The following is a 15,977-nucleotide window of genomic DNA, read 5'->3' on the forward strand; positions in this document are numbered from 1 at the left end:
CATCGCGCAGCACCGGCCGACCCCGGCGAGCGCGGGCACCACGCTGCCGTGGGTGCCCGCGACGCGCGGACCACGACTCGAGGGAGAACGATGGCAAGCGTGAGCACACGGCGAGGCGGGGTGACGATCGCCGACGTGGCGACCGCCGCGGGCGTCTCCCGGGCGACGGTGTCGCGCGTCATGAACGGCCGCGCGACGGTCGACCCGGAGATCAGCGCGCGCGTCCGCCAGGCGGCCGCGGACCTGAGCTACCGGCCCAGCAACGTCGCGCGGAGCCTGTCGCTCGGACGGACCAACACGGTCGCGCTCGTCGTCCCGGACCTGGGCAACCCGGTCTTCCAGCAGATCCTGCGCGGTGTCACCTCGGCCGCCGCCCCGGCCGGGTATCGCGTCCTCGTCGCGGACACCGCCGAGGACCCCACGGAAGAGGCCGCGATCGCGCTCGAGGCGCGGCTGCGCTGCGACGCCCTCGTGCTCGTCTCCCCGCGCATGCCCGCGGCCGAGCTCGCGCGGCTCGTCCCCGACGTCTCCCCCGTCGTGCTCGTCAACCGCGAGCTCGCGCACCCGGGCGAGACGGCCGTACCGTCGCTCGTCGTCGACTACGCCGACGCCGCGGCCCAGGTGCTCGAGCACCTGCTCTCCCTCGGCCACCGCCGGGTCGCCTACCTCGCCGGCCCGCCCGGCAGCGCGTCCGACGCGCTGCGCCGCACCGGGCTGCGCCGCGTGCTCGACCGCACGCCCGAGCTCGAGCTCGTCGAGCTCCCTGCCGGACCCGACATCGCAGCCGGCCACGCCGCCGTCGACGAGGTCCTCACCGCCCGGCCGACCGCCGTCGTCGCGTTCAACGACCTCGTCGCGTTCGGCCTGCTCGCCGGGCTCAACGAGGCCGGCGTCGCCGTGCCCAAGGACATGTCGGTCGTCGGCTTCGACGACATCGACCTGGCCCGCTACGCGACACCGTCGCTCACGACGGTCGCCGTGCCGCAGGCCGAGCTCGGTCGGCACGCCTGGAAGGAGCTCTCCGCCCTGATCGACGACTCCGCGTCCGCGTCCCGCACGACCCGCTTCGAGCCGCGGCTCGAGGTCCGCGCCACGACGGGACCCGTCCCGCGCCAGGTGGCCCGGGCTCGCGTGGCCCCGGCGGTCGTGCCCGCGGGGACGCACGTCGTCGAGAGCGCCGGCGCGGGTGACCAGCCCGTGCCGCGCGAGGTCCGCTGGGCCCCCGACGGGGAGGCCGTCGTCCTGCGCGCCGGCGACCTGCGCCTGGCCCGCTACCAGCAGGGCGACCGCATCCCGGCGGTGCACGCTCCGCGCTCCTACCTGCACCCGGTCCACACCCTCGCGGGCGTCCCGCTCACCGACGCCGGACCCGTCGACCACCGCCACCACTACGGCGCCTCCATGGCCGTCGCCGACGTCAACGGCACCTCCTACTGGGGAGGCCGCACGTTCGTCGCCGACGTCGGCCCGACGCTCCTGCCCAACCACGGCCGCCAGGTGAGCCACGCGCTCGCCGTCGACCCCGTGGAGCAGCACCTGCTGCACGACGGCGTCCGCTGGCACGACGAGCAGGGCGTCCCCCAGCTCGAGGAGGACCGCCGCCTCGACGCGTGGATCCTCGACGACGAGTCCTGGGTCCTCGACTGGCGCTCGACCCTGCGCGCCGAGCGCGGCGCGCTCGTCATCGGCTCGCCCGCGACCAACGGCCGCCCCGGTGCCGGGTACGGCGGCTTCTTCTGGCGCCTGCGCGCGGCCGCCTCGACGAGCGTGCTCAGCGCGCGCGGGCCTGGCGAGGAGAGCGCTCACGGCAGCACGTCCCCGTGGGTCGCGTTCGTGCAGGAGCACCCCTCCCACACGACGACGCTGCTCCTCGTCCAGCAGGGCGAGACGGTGCCGTGGTTCCTGCGCGCGTCCGAGTACCCCGGCGCAGGCCCGGCCCTGGCCTGGGACGCGCCCCGCACGATCCCCGCGGGCGGCAGGCTCGAGACGGGCGCGCGCGCCGTCCTCGTCGACCGCGGGCTCGAGCTCGACGAGGCCGCGGCGCTCGCGGAGCGCGTCCGGTGACCGGTTCGCCCCGGGCCGCCTCCGGGACGAACCACGTGCTCGACCGGGCGCAGGCGGCCGTCCCTGTCGCCGTCGTCGGCGTTCACGGCCACGGCGGGTCCCACCTGCGCACGGTCGCCGCGCTCGCGGCGCAGGGTCGCGCCCGGCTGAGCGCGGTCGTGGACCCGCGCCGCCCGGACGACGCCTCCGCGCCCTGGTTCCCCACGCTGGGGGACCTGCTCTCGTCGTCCGACGCGGCCGTCCGCCCCGAGGTCGTCGTGATCTCGACCCCGATCCCGACCCACCTCCCGCTCGCGCGCGCCGCGATGGAGGCGGGCGTCGACGTCCTGCTCGAGAAGCCGACCGCCGCGTCCCTCGCGGAGCACCTCGCGCTCGTCGAGGTGGCCGAGCGCACGGGCCGCCGGTGCCAGGTGGGCTTCCAGACCTTCGGCTCGCACGCGGTGGACGCGGTCGCCGAGCTCGTCGCGGACGGCGAGATCGGCGATCTCGTGGGCATCGGGGCCGTCGGCACGTGGGTGCGGACCGCCGGGTACTGGCGCCGGGCACCGTGGGCGGGCAGGCGCCGGCTCGACGGGCGCGACGTCGTGGACGGCGTCGTCACCAACCCGCTCGCCCACGCGGTCGCGACCGCGCTGCGCATCGGCGGCGCCCGTACGGCCGCGGACGTCGCGCACGTCGTGACCGACCTCTGGCGCGCCAACCCGATCGAGGCCGACGACACGTCGTCATTGCGCGTCGTCGCGCGCGACGGCCTGCCCTACGGGTTCGGGCTCACGCTCTGCGCACCCGAGCGCGCCCCGGCCCGCGTGCTCGTGCTCGGGACGGACGGCGAGGTCACGCTCGAGTACGAGCACGACCGCGTGCTCGTCCGCACCCCGCGGGTGCACGTGGAGAAGACGTACGGGCGCACCGGGCTCCTGGAGGACCTGCTCGCCGCACGCCGCGACCCGGAGCGCCGGCTCGCGTGCGACGTGCGCGACACCGGCGCGTTCATGCGCGTCATGGAGGCCGTCCGGACGGCCGTGGACCCCCGACCGCTCGACCCGGCGGCCGTGACCTGGACGGGCGAGGGCGACGACCGTCGCCCCGTCGTCGACGACGTCGCGCGGTGGTGCGAGGAGGCCGCGCGCACGGCCCGGACGTTCACCGAGCTCGGCGCGCCCTGGACGCGCTGAGGGACCCAGCCGCGGTCAGGGTGCGACGCGACGGCGTACCGCCGCGACGAGGACCCACCCGGCGAGGCCGAGGAGCGCGGCGCCGCCGAGCAGACCCGCAGCGCTCGCTCCCGTCGTGGCCAACGACCCCGATCCGGGTGTGCTCGCCGTCGGGGGCGGCATCGCCGCGGGAGGGGTGGACGGTGCCGGCGTCGGCCCCGCGACGTCGTCGTTCGTCACGGTGCACGTGAGCGCGTCCTCGTCGCCGACGCTGACGGCGTCGTCGACGACGTCGACGACGGCTCCCGTGAGGTCGTCGACGCACGCCCATCCACGCGACGCGTATCCCTGCGGCCCGTCCTCGGCGAGCACGTAGTCGCCGGGGTCGACGGAGGCGTGCGTGACGGCGTCGTCACCCGTGGTGCCCTCGATGCGTACCGGCCCGGTCGCCGACAGCGTCCAGTCGCCGACCGCCCCGGTGCCGCCGTCGTCGTTGACGACCACCTTGACCAGGGTCAGCATGGGCGGGCACGTCACCCGGTTGGTCACCACGACCGCCCGAGCGGGGCTCGCGGCCGTCGTGCCGTAGGGCAGCGGGGCGGGCTCCACCGCCTCGCCGTCGACGGACGTCACCTGGGCGTCCGCCAGCACGCACCCGTCCGGGACGGTCGTCGTCTCGTCGACGGTGACGCCCTCAGGGCCCTGATAGCCGCCGCGCTCGACGCCCCACTCCTGACCGGAGGCCTCGGCACCACCCGGGCCCGTCAGCGAGAGGTCGGCGGTGAAGCCGTCCGGCTGGTCCCCTTCGGCGAGCTCGGTCCCGTCGATGAGCCACACCTTGTCGACCACGACGCCGCCGAGGGGCTGGTTGTACACGGTGCAGCTCACGAACCCCGACGCCGGGAGCACGACGCCGAACGCCGTCTCGCCGCCGCTCGTCGCCGGCACCGGCGCGTCGTCGTCGAGCTTGTCGACGCACACGGCGTTCTGGCCCTCGACGGGCACCAGCGTGAAGCCGTCCTGCTGGTTCTCGGTGATCGTCACCTCGGCATCCTGCGGCACCCCCTCGTAGTCGACCTCGAACGCGACGCTCCCGGTGCCGTCGTCCGCCGTGGTCGCGGAGGCAGGATCGAGCGTGACACCGGTCGCGGACGTGCCCGCGTCGAACTGCCAGCCCGCGCCGGCGGGTACGGCCCCCGTGACGTCGCCCGCCTCGTTCTCCGCGGGGACGATCTCCTTCGTGACGTTGATCCGCCCCTCGCAGCCGCTCAGGAGCAGGTCGCGCAGCGCCGCCCCCGCGGCCTCGAAGTCGTCGAGGTCGAAGTAGTCGGCGTCCCGGGGGTCGCCCCCGGCGTAGAACGTCTCGCCCGAGAGGGCCCGCAGGTTGAGCCGGGTGACGTCGTCGATCCCCGAGCCGACGCCGAGCACCAGCAGCCGCGCGCCCTCGGCCTTGACGGCGTTCGCGGAGTAGATGCCGTTCTCCACGTCGCGCAGGTGCGTCGTGCCGCCCGTGCCTCCGCTGCCGGTGGCGCCGAACCGGGTCGGGTTGCCGTCGGTGATCATCACCACGACCTGGTACGCCGGTTCGGCGTCCGCCACGACCCGCAGCCCCTGGTCCCAGTTCGTGCCCGAACCCGTGGTCCAGTCGGCATAGTGCGCCTTGAAGGCGTCGGCCCCCTGCTGGGTCGCGACGCTGACCAGATCGGGATGGTTCGCGTCCGACCCGGTGCTGGGCGAGAAGCGGTCGAACGAGAAGACGGCGAGGCGGGAGGGGGTTCCCACGAGCGCGTCGGCCACCGAGTCCGTGGCAGCCTTGAGGTTGGTCACCTGGCTGCCCAACGACGACGACAGGTCGAGCACGAACGCGATGTCGGCGCCGCACTGCGCCGTCAGCGCGGGGTTGGTCCGCGACAGCTGCCAGACCCCCTCCGAGTCGGTCACCGGCCGGCCGCTCGAGGCGGGGCCGGCCATGAAGCCGATGCTCGGGTCGAGGGAGGCGTAGGTCTGCCCGCCGACCAGGGCCGGGGTCGTGAAGGCGTAGGGCTGCGCCGTCGAGCCCGAACCGCTCCCCGGGCCGACCCGGAGCGTCGGGCTGGCGAACCACCCCGCGGGAGCGGCGATCTGCTTGACCACGTACTGCGCGCCGGCGTTCGCGCCGCCCGCCTCCGTGCCCGGCACCGTGAAGGAGCAGTCGCCGTCGGCGTCGGACACGCACACACCCCAACCGTCGTCCACCACGGTGGTCGCGTCGACCGTGGCGTACAGACCCAGCGTCACGCCGGGCAGCGGGGTGACGGCGCCGGACGCGGTCCGGTCCCCTCCGACGCGCACCGTGACGACCGACTCGTCGGCCGTCGGTGTCGGCACCTCGGCCGACGCCCCCTGCGCGACGCCGACGAGCGCAGCGCCCACCAGCACCAGACCGGACGCCACCACCACGCGCCATCGACCGACCACCACGCGCATCCTGCCGCTCCCCTCCGACGGGTACGTCACCGAGAACGCTATGCCGAAGCCCCGCGCGCCGCGAGGTCGGCGCCCGTGGCGTAGCGTCGGGACGTCCCGCCCCGACCGTGGAGGAGTCGTCGTGTCCCGTCCCCCGCTGCCCGCCCCTCTCGTCGAGCTGCTGCGCCGCCCGAACCCCGCCGTCATGGCGACCCTGCGCTCCGACGGCGCGCCCGTCACCGCGGCCACCTGGTACGTCTGGGAGGACGACGGCCGCGTGCTCGTCAACCTCGACGAGTCGCGCGTACGCCTCAAGCACCTGCAGAACGACCCGCGCGTCTCGCTCACCGTGCTCGACGAGAACTGGTACACGCACGTGACGCTCATCGGGCGCGTCGCGGAGCTGCGCGCCGACGAGGGCCTGGCCGACATCGACCGGATCTCGCGCCACTACACGGGGCACGAGTACGCGAACCGGCACAGCCCGCGCGTCAGCGCGTGGATCGAGGTCCAGCGCTGGTACGGCTGGGGCGAGGCGAAGGCCGCCGCCGGGGACGCGTAGCCGCTCCCCCGTCGGCGCCCGCCGTCAGGCGTCGTACCGGAACGCGTCCCAGGCGCCGAGCAGGTACTGGATGCCGAGCGCGCGGTCGTACAGGCCGTAGCCCGGCCGAGGCTTGTTGGTCGTGTTCTCGTCCCACAGGTGCCGGCCGTGGTCGGGACGCACGTAGCCCTGGTAGCCCGCCTCGGCGTACGCGCGCATGATGCCCGTGGTGTCGACGCTGCCCTCGCACGCGCGGTGCGCGACCTCGGTGAAGTCGCCGTTCCCGAGGTGCTTGATGTTGCGCACGTGCGTGAAGTGGATGCGGTCCATGAACGTGCGCACGGCGTCGACCGCGTCCTGCTCGGGGTTCGCGGAGAAGCTGCCCAGGCACAGGGTCAGGCCGTGGTACGGGCTGTCGTTCAGGGACAGCACGCGCGCCAGGTCGTCCTTGGTGGACACGACGCGGGGCCAGCCGAAGACGTCGTAGGGCGGGTCGTCGGGATGCACGCCCAGCTTGACGTCCGCCTCCTCGCACGCGGGGATCACCGCGTCGAGGAAGTACCGGTAGTGGGCGTACATGTCCTCGCGCGTCACGCCCTCGTAGGCGGCGTCGAGCTCGGTGAAGCTCGCGAGCCGCTCGGGCTCCCAGCCGGGCAGCGTGAGGCCGTGCGTGTTCGCCTCCATGTCGGCGATGAGGCTCTGCGGCGACATCGCGTCCACGACGGCGCGCTCGAAGAACAGCGCGGTCGAGCCGTCGGGCAGCGGGTGCCACAGGTCGGTGCGCAGCCAGTCGAAGACGGGCATGAAGTTGTAGCAGACGACCTTCACCCCGGCCCGGCCCAGGCGGCGGATCGTCGTCACGTAGTTCTCGATCGCCTCGTCGCGGCTGCGCCCGAGGACGGTCCTGCCGAGCTTGATCGACTCGTGCACGTTGACGGACTCGACCACCTCGGCGTCGAAGGTCCGGGTGATCCCGCGCGCCCTCGCCTCGTCCGTCAGGCCGGTGATCTTCGCGACCTCGGCGTCGATCTCCGCCTGCTCCCACACCTCGCCCGCCTGCTTGCCGTGCAGGCTCCACACGATCGTCTCCACGCCGGGCACCTGGCGCACGTGGTCGAGCGTGACCGTGTCGTTCCCCTCGCCGTACCAGCGAAAGCCCATCTTCACGGCGTGGTCTCCTCGTTCCTCGTGGTGGTCGTGCTGCTGGCGGTCGCGCTCACGACGACGACCGCGTCGGCGACGTCGGGCAGGCGCTCCTCCGGGACGCCCGGCAGCAGGCCGGGGAGCAGGACGAGCGCACGGACCGCCGCGGCGTCGTCCGGCGCGCCCTCCACGATCGCGCGCAGCTCGTCGCCGCGCGGGTCGTCCACCCTGCGCCCGGCACCCACCTCCGCCACGACGTACCCGGCCCACGCGGCCAGCGCCGTGACGACGCCTCGCGGCGCCGGGGCGTCCGGTCGCGCGGCGAGCAGGTCGGCGAGCGTCGCGCCCCAGCGGAACGGGATCTTCTGCGTCCCGTCCATCGCGACCTGCCGGGTCGTGTGCCCCGTCGCGGGGTTGGCGAACCGGTCGAGCAGCGTCTGCGCGTACGCGGCCAGGTCGACGCCGTCGGGCGCGTCGAGCGTCGCGAGCGCGTCGGCCTGGAGCGCCCGGGCGCCCGCGGCCAGCGCCGGGTCGGCGACGGCCTCGGCGATCGTCGCGTGCCCGGCGAGCGAGCCCGCGTACGCGAGGTAGGAGTGCGCGCCGTTGAGCAGGCGCAGCTTCGCGCGCTCGTAGGGCGCGACGTCGCTCGTGAGGGTCGCCCCGCCCCGCTCCCACGCGGGGCGCGGGCCGGCGAAGCGGTCCTCGATCACCCACTGCACGAACGGCTCGGCGACGACCAGACCCTCGTCGCGCGCGCCGAGCAGCGTCTCGACCTCGTCGCGCTGCGCGGGCGTGGTCGCGGGCACGATCCGGTCGACCATGCTGCACGGGAAGGTCACCGACGCGGCGAGCCAGTCGCGCAGCGCGTCGCCCTCGGCGCCCGGGAGCGCGGCGTCGACCGCCTCCCCCACGAGCCGCGACAGCACGTGCCCGTTGTCGGCGAGGTTGTCGCAGCTCAGCACGGTCAGGGGCGCGCCCCCGGCCCGACGGCGCGCGGCGAGCCCGCGCACGAGGAGCCCGACGGCGCTCGTCGCCGGGGCGACGCCGACCGCATCACCGCTCGCGCCGTCCGCGCCGGGCGGCGGTGCGTCCGCGTCCGGAGACCCTGTGGGCTCCTCCTCGCGGCGCAGCACGTCGAGGTCGGCCGCGACGGCGTCGACGTCGAGGCGGCCGTCGGCGCGGCGCGCGTACCCCTTCTCGGTGACGGTGAGCGTCACGACGTGCGTCGTCGGTGCGGCGAGCGCCGCGAGGACGCGGGGCGTCTCCTCGGCCGGCCACGCGACGTCGGTCACCGACCCCACGACGCGCGGGGACGCGCCGTCGGGCCCCACCGTCAGCACGGTGTACACCCCGCCCTGCGGCCGCAGCTGGTCGCGCACCGACGCGGAGCGCTGCGTCACACCGAGGATCCCCCAGCACGTCTCGCCCGTCGCCCGTGCGGCGTCCTCGGTGACCACCGCCTGGTGCGCGCGGTGGAACGCGCCGATCCCCAGATGGACGATCCCCACCTGCGTCGGGCGGACCGGCGCCGGCGGGAACGCGGGGTGCGCGTCGCGGTGCAGGCGCGGTCGCGCCGACCGCCCGGCGTCGGCCTGCGTCGCAGCGGATGACGTCGGGCCGGGTCGGCGCGGGACGTCGGTCGGGGCGGTCACACGGCCTCCTACGGGTAGCGGTTCGGCGACGGGTGCCGCCGGGTCCGGCCGGGACTCGTCCCGGGAACGGCTTGCGAACGATTGTAGCCACAGCAGGACTTGGCCAGATGTCGACGATGAGAGTGCGGATGCAAACGTTCGCCATCGAGTGCGCGGTCGAGCCAGGCCGACGGCGTCACTGCACCGACGGAGCCGCTCCCTGTGCCGCGAGGTCGGCCGGGCGGACGGTTCGTCCGGTCGCGGCGGCCTCGCGGATCGCGCACAAGAGCCGGACGGTCTCGACCGCGTCGGCGGCTCCCACAGGGGGCGGCCCGGCGCCGTCGAGGGCGGCGAGCACCCGTTCCCACTGGCTGCGGTGACCGGCATGACCGATCGCGAGCGGGTCCGCCGCCCCACCCGCCGCGCTCCCGGACGCGGGGGCCGCGGCCCCCGGCACGTCCCAGCGGAGCACCTCGTCCTGCGCGAGCTCCACCGAGCCGCGGGACCCGTGGAGCGCGAGGGTCGCGGGGAACCCGGGGGGCGTCGCCGTCGTGGTCGTGACGACCCCGAGCGCGCCCGACGCGAGGCGCAGCGTCGCGACCGTCGTGTCCTCGGCGAGGTCCTCCCCGAGACCTTCGCCGAGATCGCCCGTGCGGGCGAGGGTGCCGGCCTGGGCCGTGACCGACTCGACCGGTCCGCACAGCCAGCGCAGGAGGTCGACGTTGTGGACGCCCTGGTTCATGAGCGACCCGCCCCCCTCGGCCGTCGACGACCGCCAGGGCGCGGCGGCGTAGTAGTCGTCGTCCCGGTACCAGGGCACGTGCGTCGCGACGAGGCGCAGCTCGCCGAGGGCGCCGTCGTCGAGCGCGCGTCGGAGCGCCTCGTGCTGGGGCTCGAAGCGGCGCTGCGAGACCATCGAGACGACCAGGCCTCGCTCGCGCGCCGTGCGCTCGACGAGGAGCGCGTCCTCGACGGTCACCGCGAGCGGCTTCTCCACGACGACGTGCTTGCCCGCCTCGAGCGCCGCGAGCGCGAGCCGCGCGTGGCTCCCGCTCGGCGTGCAGACCGCCACGACGTCGACGCCCTCGTGGCGGACCACCTCGTCCGGCGCCACGTGGGTGGCGCGCCCGAGCGGGGTCAGGTCCTCGTCGAGTGCCGCGCCACCGCTGTACGCGACGAGCCGCGCCCGCGGCGCCAGGTCGCGCAAGGCACGCGCGTGCAGCACGCCGATGCTGCCCATCCCGACGATCCCGACGCCGACGCCGGACCCCCGCACGGGCCCGCTCACTCGGCGACGTGGCTGGCGCCGAGCAGGTCGCGCAGCCGCTCGGCGGCACCCGTGAACCGGGGGTCGACGAGCGTCGTGCCGTAGTCGCGCTCGTCGGGCAGGCCCGGCTCGAGGGTCTCGACGATCCGTCCTGGACGCGGGCTCATGACCACGATCCGGCTCCCGAGGAACACCGCCTCGGGCACCGAGTGCGTGACGAGCACGATGGTCGTGCCGGTCTCGCGCCAGATGCGGTTCATCTCGATGTTCATCTGCTCGCGCGTGAGCGCGTCGAGCGCGCCGAACGGCTCGTCCATGAGGAGGACGCGCGGCTCGTGCAGCAGGGCCCGGCAGAGCGCGACGCGCTGCTGCATGCCGCCGGACAGCTCGTGCGGCAGGGCCTTCTCGAAGCCCGTGAGCCCGGTCAGCGCGATGAGCGCGTCCGCGCGCTCCTGCGCCCGGCGCCGGTCCATGCCCCGCATCTCCGCCTGGAGCAGGATGTTCTTGCGTACCCCGCGCCACTCCAGCAGCGCCGACCGCTGGAACGCGAACCCGATCTCGCGCTGCGGGCGCGTGACAGGCTGCCCGTACAGGCGCACCTCGCCCTCGGTGTAGGCCGTGAGGCCCGCCACGATCTTCAGCAAGGTCGACTTGCCGCAGCCGGACGGCCCGACGATCGTCACGAACTCGCCCGGCTGGACGCTCAGCGAGACGTCGTCGAGCGCCACGGTCTCCGACCGCTTCGACGTGAAGCGCATCGTGAGGTCACGGACCTCGATGATGGGGTCCGCGCCGACCGCGTCGACGGGGACCGCGAGCTCCGTCGCGGTCACAGGTCTGCCCCGAACGCGCCGTCCCAGAAGTCGGCCGGGGTCGTGCCGCCGTCGAAGTCCGTGTTCTCGGACAGGAACGTCAGGGTGTCCGTCCACTGCTCCTCGGTGTTCACGCCGGGGGCAGGAGCGTCCTCGAGGTTGAGCAGGTCGATCGTCGCGGCGAGCTGCGCCGCCAGCACCGCCTCGTCGGGCGCCTGCTCGGCGCCCGCGGCCATCGCCGCGACCGCCGCGTCCGGGTCCTCCGACGCCGCGACGAACGAGCGGGACGTCGCGCGCACCATGGCCTCGACGAGCTCCGGGTCGTCCGCGATGAGCGCCTCGTTCGCCACGAGACCGGTGCCGAGCAGGTTCATGCCGAAGTCCGCGAAGGGCAGCGCGTCGACCTCCTCGCCGGTCTGGTTCTCGATCGTCGGCGCCTGGTCGTGGTGGAAGCCCTGGATCGCGTCGACCTTGCCCTCGATGAGCGCGGCGATCTTGCCCGCCGCGTCGACGTTGACCACCGTCACGTCCGCCGGGTCGACGCCGTTGAGCTCCAGCCAGGCCGGGAACGTCCCGTACATCGCGTCGCCCGGCGTGCCGCCGACCGTCTTGCCCACGAGGTCGGCGGGCTCGGTGATGCCCTGCTCGGCGAAGAACTCCACCGAGCTGGGCCCGGTCTGGAGGAACACGCCCACGCTGCGCACCGGCATCCCCGAGCTGATGGCGTTGGCGAGCGGCGGGGTGTCGGCCCAGCCGAAGTCGGTGTTGCGCTGCGCGACCTGCTGGACCGTGTTCCCCGACCCGTTGCCCGGCTGGATCGTGAGGTCGATCCCCTCCTCCTCGAAGATCCCCTGCTCGACGCCGTAGTAGAACGGTGCGTGCTCGCCGTAGGGCACCCAGTTGAGGGTGACGGTGACCTCTGTCAGGCCGCCCTCGCCCTCCGCGGGCCCGGACGGGTCGGACGACTGCCCGCAGGCCGCCGTCCCCGCCACCACGACGCCGGCCGCGGCCAGCGAGACTGTCAGACGTGCACCACGCATGGGAAGACTCCTTCTGCTCGTGCCGCCTCGTCGTCGGGGCGGCGAACTCTGGGGTGGGTCGGCGGCGCGTCAGGAGGACGCGAGGACGAGGTTCCCGCGCCGGGACGCGTGCCACGGGATGAGGAGCCGCTCCAGGAGCTCGACGAGGAGGAACAGCACCACGCCGATGAGCGACATGAGGATGAGGTCGGCGAACAGGAGCGGCGCGTCGAGGTTGCCGCTCGCGAGGAGCAGCACGTACCCGAGGCCGCGGTCGGCGCCGACGAACTCGCCGACCACGGCGCCCACCACCGCGAGCGTGACGGCGACCTTGAGGCCGGACATGAGCTGTGGCAGCGACCCCGGGAAGCGGATCTTGCGGAACGTCTTCCAGCGCGACGCGCCCATGGTCGCCGACATCTCCAGCAGCTCGGGGTCGATCGACCGCAGCCCCGCGACGGCCGAGACCACGACCGGGAAGAACGCGATGAGCACCGCGAGGATGATCTTCGGCGTCGCGCCGAAGCCGAACCAGACCACGAGGATCGGGGCGATCGCGATCTTGGGGATGACCTGGGCGAAGAGGATGAGCGGGTAGAGCGACTTCTCGGCCGTCGGCGAGTAGACGAGCAGGACGGCCGTCGCGACGCCGATCACGGCCGCGAGCACGAACCCGACGACCGTCTCCATCGTGGTCACCCACGTGTGCTCGGCCAGCATGGCCCAGTCCTCGACCATCGTGTCCCAGACGGCTCCCGGCGACGGGACCAGGTACGCCGGCACGAGCTCGCGCCACGCGACGAACCACCACACGGCGAAGAGGGCGAGCAGCACCAGGGCGGGGCGCCAGGCCGCCGAGGCGACCGCGACCACCCGGCTGCCGAACGACGTCGTGCCGCGCCCGCGGGGCCCCGGGCGCCGGGCAGCCCCGGCGGGCGGTCGCGCCGCCTGGCGGGCCGGTCGCACTTCCTGGGCAGTCGTCATCGTGCGGTCCTCCATGGTCGTGGTCCTGGTCGTCGGCGGGACGTCCGGGCTGGGCGCGTCGGTCATCGGAACGGCACCGCCTCGGCGTCGAGGATCGTGGTGAAGGCCTCCCAGGCCTCGGTGAACAGCTCCGGCCCGGAGAACCCGCCGAGACTGTGGGCCTCGCTCAGGTGCGGCTCGAGCGAGAAGAACCCGTCGAAGCCGTCGTCGCGCAGGGCCCGCACGGTCTCGGCGACCTCGCCGTCCCCGCGCCCGGCCGGCACGACGGCGCCCGTCGCCGCGAGCGCGTCCTTCACCTGGACGTACTCCAGGTACGGGCGCAGCAGGGCGTAGCCGTCGGTGAAGGGGCGCACGCCCACCTGGACGAAGTTGGCCGAGTCCCACGCGAGCGCCAGGTGCGGCGACCCGACGGACTCGACCACGTCCAGGCACCGTTCCGGGACGTCGCCGTAGATGTCCTTCTCGTTCTCGTGGACCAGCACGACGCCGGCCTCGCGCGCCACCTCGGCGAGCGCCGCCATCCGGCGCAGGACGACGTCGCGCCACGACGACGGGTCCGTCCCGGGGCGCACGAAGAACGAGAACACCCGCACGTACGGGGCCCCGAGCTCCTGCGCGACGCGGGCTGCGTGCCGCATCCGCACGAGGTGGGCGTCGAAGTCCTCGTCGACGAAGATCTTGCCGACGGGGGACCCGATGCTGGAGACGCGGAGGTCGTGCGCGCGCAGCAGGCCCGCGACCCGCTCACGCTGGTCGTCGTCGAGGTCCAGCACGTTGGTCCCCCATGCGCTGCGGAGCTCGACGAACCCCAGTCCCAGCTCGGAGGCGACGACGCACTGCGTCTCGACGTCGGGCGAGATCTCGTCCGCGAAGCCCGAGAGCGTCCACATCGTGCGCCCTCCCTTCTGCTGGTGGCCCCGTGCGACGACGCGGCCGGCACCGTGAGCCGCCGGCCGCAGCCTCCGGCCCGGGGAGGGGCGCGTGCGGAGGGGCGGCGCGGGGCCGGTGGGCGAGGACGCGGGGTCGTACGGGACGGTGGTCGAGGTCCTGCGCACGGAGCTCGTTCTCCGTACGCCTGGCATGGACAGTAGGTGCGGGGCAAGGCATGGACAACGAGTTGCCATTTGTTGCACCTGACAGCGTGGGACGGGGCGGCCAGGCACGGAACGCGCGGATCCGCGCGTGCTGGTCCTTGACGTGGGCGCTAGGTGCGCAGGAGAAAGAGGTTGCCGTCGGTTGCCACCCGTCGGCACCCACCGGGCGCCTGCCGGCCGACGTCTCCCGCACGGCGGAGCCGTGCCGGAGTCGCCGGTGCGTCAGACGACGGGGTCCGCCGGGGTGCCGAGGTCGAGCGCGACGAGCCGGAATCCCGCCGACCGGACGGCCCGCAGGACCTCGCCGCGCAGCGGCTCGCTCGCCACGACGGGCAGCTCCGCCTGGGGGGCCTCGACCCGGGCGAGGTCCCCGTGGTGGTGGACCCGCAGATCCTCCAGCCCGAGCCGGCGCAGCTCGCTCTCGGCCGCCTCGACCTGCACGGCTGCCTCGCCGTCGCGCGCCGTGCCGACGGCAAGACCGACCGTCGGCGCCTGGTCGGTACGGCTCATCGACGCCGCCCGCCGGGCACGACAGCAGCGGCACCGGAGGGTCCGGGTCCTGGCCGCCGACGTGCCGTCGTCGGGCGCGGGGACGCGTTCGCACGCGAGGTCACGGAGCCATTGGAGGACGCCCGGGAAGGGTCGTCAAGGAGTTGCCGTCGGTTGCCGTGGGTTGCCGCGAGACGCTCCGCTCGCGGCGCACGGGACGGGGGCAGCACGGTGGGTCGCGGCGCGCGAAACGCGACACGAGGGCGACAACCGGTTGTTGTCCGGCGCTGTCAGGGGCGTTACAGTCCGACCGCATGACCTCAGCCGGCAATGGTGCCAGCCCGACGATCTACGACGTCGCCCAGGCGGCCGGCGTCGCCCCCTCGACCGTGTCACGGACGTTCTCGCGACCCGGCCGCGTCAACGCGCAGACCGCGGAGCGCATCCGCCAGGTCGCCAACGAGCTCGGCTACCGGACGAACCCGCTGGCCCGGGGCCTGCCGACGGGCCGGACGTCGCTGCTCGCGATCGTCGTGGCCGACGTGACCAACCCGTTCTTCTTCGAGATCATCCGCGGTGCGGAGAAGACGGCCCGCGACGCCGGGTACACGCTGCTCATGGTCGACGCGCACGAGTCCGACGAGGCCGAGCGCCGCGCGCTCGACCGGACGCTCCCGCTCGTGGAGGGCCTGATCCTCGCCACGTCGCGGCTCTCGGACTCCTCGATCCGGGTCGCCGCCAAGCAGCGGCCCACCGTCGTCATGAACCGGCACATGACCGACGTGCCGAGCGTCCTGACGGACAACGCCCAGGGCATGCGCAGCGCCGTCGAGCACCTGGCCGGTCTCGGGCACGCGAGCCTCGCCTACGTGGCGGGGCCCGAGGCGTCGTGGGCCGACGGGATGCGCTGGCGCGCGTTCCGCGAGGCGACGCGTGAGGCCGACGTCCAGGCGCGGCGGATCGGCCCGTTCGCCCCGACGCTCGCCGGTGGGCTCTCCGCGGCCAAGTCCCTCGTCAAGCACCCCGCCACGGCGGCCGTCGCGTACAACGACCTCATCGCGATCGGCGCGATGCGGGGCCTGCGGCGGCTCGGGGTCGAGGTGCCGCGAGACCTGAGCATCGTCGGGTTCGACAACATCTTCGGCTCGGACTTCTGCACCCCGCCCCTCACGACCGTCGCGGCGCCGTTGCGCCACTTCGGGTCCTTCGCGGTCCAGCGGCTCCTGGCCCAGCTGCGCACGTCGCCCGCGCCCGCCGCCGGGCCGACGCTGCTCCCGGCGAAGCTCGTCGAGCGCGGCTCGACCGCCCGCCCGGCCTGACCGCACGCCGTGTGC

The 15,977-nt window shown here is 74.4% G+C and carries 13 protein-coding genes; 4 read left to right on the forward strand and 9 right to left on the reverse strand.

The features are described from left to right. Positions 1 to 90 precede the first annotated feature (90 nt). Together AC6CH9_RS00835 and AC6CH9_RS00840 are read left to right on the forward strand one after the other, a co-directional pair. Positions 91 to 2,064, forward strand: a complete 1,974-nt coding sequence (locus AC6CH9_RS00835) for a DUF6807 family protein (protein WP_498153204.1) — start codon at positions 91 to 93, stop codon at positions 2,062 to 2,064. Then, the gene (locus tag AC6CH9_RS00840; RefSeq protein WP_498153205.1) at positions 2,061 to 3,239 is read left to right on the forward strand and encodes a Gfo/Idh/MocA family protein; all 1,179 of its coding nucleotides are present in this window, start codon (positions 2,061 to 2,063) and stop codon (positions 3,237 to 3,239) included. The genes AC6CH9_RS00835 and AC6CH9_RS00840 overlap by 4 nt, the downstream gene beginning before the upstream one ends. A 15-nt stretch (positions 3,240 to 3,254) precedes the next feature. Here AC6CH9_RS00840 and AC6CH9_RS00845 read toward each other — a convergent pair whose 3' ends face one another. Next, entirely contained in the window at positions 3,255 to 5,684 is a 2,430-nt protein-coding gene (locus AC6CH9_RS00845; RefSeq protein WP_498153206.1) for a hypothetical protein, read from the reverse strand. A gap of 121 nt (positions 5,685 to 5,805) precedes the next feature. Between AC6CH9_RS00845 and AC6CH9_RS00850 the strand changes: the two genes are divergently transcribed. Beyond that, positions 5,806 to 6,225: a PPOX class F420-dependent oxidoreductase gene (locus AC6CH9_RS00850; protein WP_498153207.1), complete on the forward strand. Its 420-nt coding sequence runs from the start codon at positions 5,806 to 5,808 to the stop codon at positions 6,223 to 6,225. Between the two features lie 24 nt (positions 6,226 to 6,249). Here the strand turns inward: AC6CH9_RS00850 and AC6CH9_RS00855 are convergent, their stop codons facing one another. From AC6CH9_RS00855 to AC6CH9_RS00890, 8 genes are all read right to left on the reverse strand, one after another. Then, positions 6,250 to 7,365 (reverse strand): mannonate dehydratase, encoded by a 1,116-nt coding sequence (locus AC6CH9_RS00855; RefSeq protein ID WP_498153698.1) that lies wholly within the window; start codon positions 7,363 to 7,365, stop codon positions 6,250 to 6,252. 2 nt (positions 7,366 to 7,367) lie between these two features. Next, positions 7,368 to 8,999: a mannitol dehydrogenase family protein gene (locus AC6CH9_RS00860; RefSeq protein ID WP_498153208.1), complete on the reverse strand. Its 1,632-nt coding sequence runs from the start codon at positions 8,997 to 8,999 to the stop codon at positions 7,368 to 7,370. A 175-nt stretch (positions 9,000 to 9,174) separates the two neighbouring features. Continuing rightward, positions 9,175 to 10,266 carry a Gfo/Idh/MocA family protein gene (locus AC6CH9_RS00865; RefSeq protein ID WP_498153209.1) on the reverse strand — a complete coding sequence of 364 codons (1,092 nt, stop codon included), beginning with the start codon at positions 10,264 to 10,266 and terminating at the stop codon, positions 9,175 to 9,177. Continuing rightward, positions 10,263 to 11,078 (reverse strand): ABC transporter ATP-binding protein, encoded by an 816-nt coding sequence (locus AC6CH9_RS00870; protein WP_498153210.1) that lies wholly within the window; start codon positions 11,076 to 11,078, stop codon positions 10,263 to 10,265. The genes AC6CH9_RS00865 and AC6CH9_RS00870 overlap by 4 nt, the downstream gene beginning before the upstream one ends. After that, positions 11,075 to 12,097 carry an ABC transporter substrate-binding protein gene (locus AC6CH9_RS00875; protein WP_498153211.1) on the reverse strand — a complete coding sequence of 341 codons (1,023 nt, stop codon included), beginning with the start codon at positions 12,095 to 12,097 and terminating at the stop codon, positions 11,075 to 11,077. The genes AC6CH9_RS00870 and AC6CH9_RS00875 overlap by 4 nt, the downstream gene beginning before the upstream one ends. A gap of 69 nt (positions 12,098 to 12,166) precedes the next feature. Then, entirely contained in the window at positions 12,167 to 13,126 is a 960-nt protein-coding gene (locus AC6CH9_RS00880) for an ABC transporter permease (protein WP_498153212.1), read from the reverse strand. Next, complete coding sequence (locus tag AC6CH9_RS00885; RefSeq protein WP_498153213.1) at positions 13,123 to 13,950, reverse strand: sugar phosphate isomerase/epimerase family protein; 828 nt, start codon at positions 13,948 to 13,950, stop codon at positions 13,123 to 13,125. The genes AC6CH9_RS00880 and AC6CH9_RS00885 overlap by 4 nt, the downstream gene beginning before the upstream one ends. 426 nt (positions 13,951 to 14,376) lie before the next feature. After that, the gene (locus tag AC6CH9_RS00890; protein WP_498153214.1) at positions 14,377 to 14,664 is read right to left on the reverse strand and encodes a hypothetical protein; all 288 of its coding nucleotides are present in this window, start codon (positions 14,662 to 14,664) and stop codon (positions 14,377 to 14,379) included. 293 nt (positions 14,665 to 14,957) lie between these two features. Between AC6CH9_RS00890 and AC6CH9_RS00895 the strand changes: the two genes are divergently transcribed. Continuing rightward, positions 14,958 to 15,962 (forward strand): LacI family DNA-binding transcriptional regulator, encoded by a 1,005-nt coding sequence (locus AC6CH9_RS00895; RefSeq protein ID WP_498153215.1) that lies wholly within the window; start codon positions 14,958 to 14,960, stop codon positions 15,960 to 15,962. Positions 15,963 to 15,977: the final 15 nt, after the last annotated feature.

It is taken from the genome of Cellulosimicrobium sp. GQ32 (genome assembly GCF_059758455.1).

What these genes read in the sequence shown, in the direction of transcription:
- AC6CH9_RS00845 (WP_498153206.1), bottom strand. Translation starts at nt 5,684, where the DNA reads ATGCGCGTGGTGGTCGGTCGATGGCGCGTGGTGGTGGCGTCCGGTCTG.
- AC6CH9_RS00890 (WP_498153214.1), bottom strand. Translation starts at nt 14,664, where the DNA reads ATGAGCCGTACCGACCAGGCGCCGACGGTCGGTCTTGCCGTCGGCACG.
- AC6CH9_RS00875 (WP_498153211.1), bottom strand. Translation starts at nt 12,097, where the DNA reads ATGCGTGGTGCACGTCTGACAGTCTCGCTGGCCGCGGCCGGCGTCGTG.
- AC6CH9_RS00880 (WP_498153212.1), bottom strand. Translation starts at nt 13,126, where the DNA reads ATGACCGACGCGCCCAGCCCGGACGTCCCGCCGACGACCAGGACCACG.
- AC6CH9_RS00895 (WP_498153215.1), top strand. Translation starts at nt 14,958, where the DNA reads ATGACCTCAGCCGGCAATGGTGCCAGCCCGACGATCTACGACGTCGCC.
- AC6CH9_RS00855 (WP_498153698.1), bottom strand. Translation starts at nt 7,365, where the DNA reads ATGGGCTTTCGCTGGTACGGCGAGGGGAACGACACGGTCACGCTCGAC.
- AC6CH9_RS00835 (WP_498153204.1), top strand. Translation starts at nt 91, where the DNA reads ATGGCAAGCGTGAGCACACGGCGAGGCGGGGTGACGATCGCCGACGTG.
- AC6CH9_RS00885 (WP_498153213.1), bottom strand. Translation starts at nt 13,950, where the DNA reads ATGTGGACGCTCTCGGGCTTCGCGGACGAGATCTCGCCCGACGTCGAG.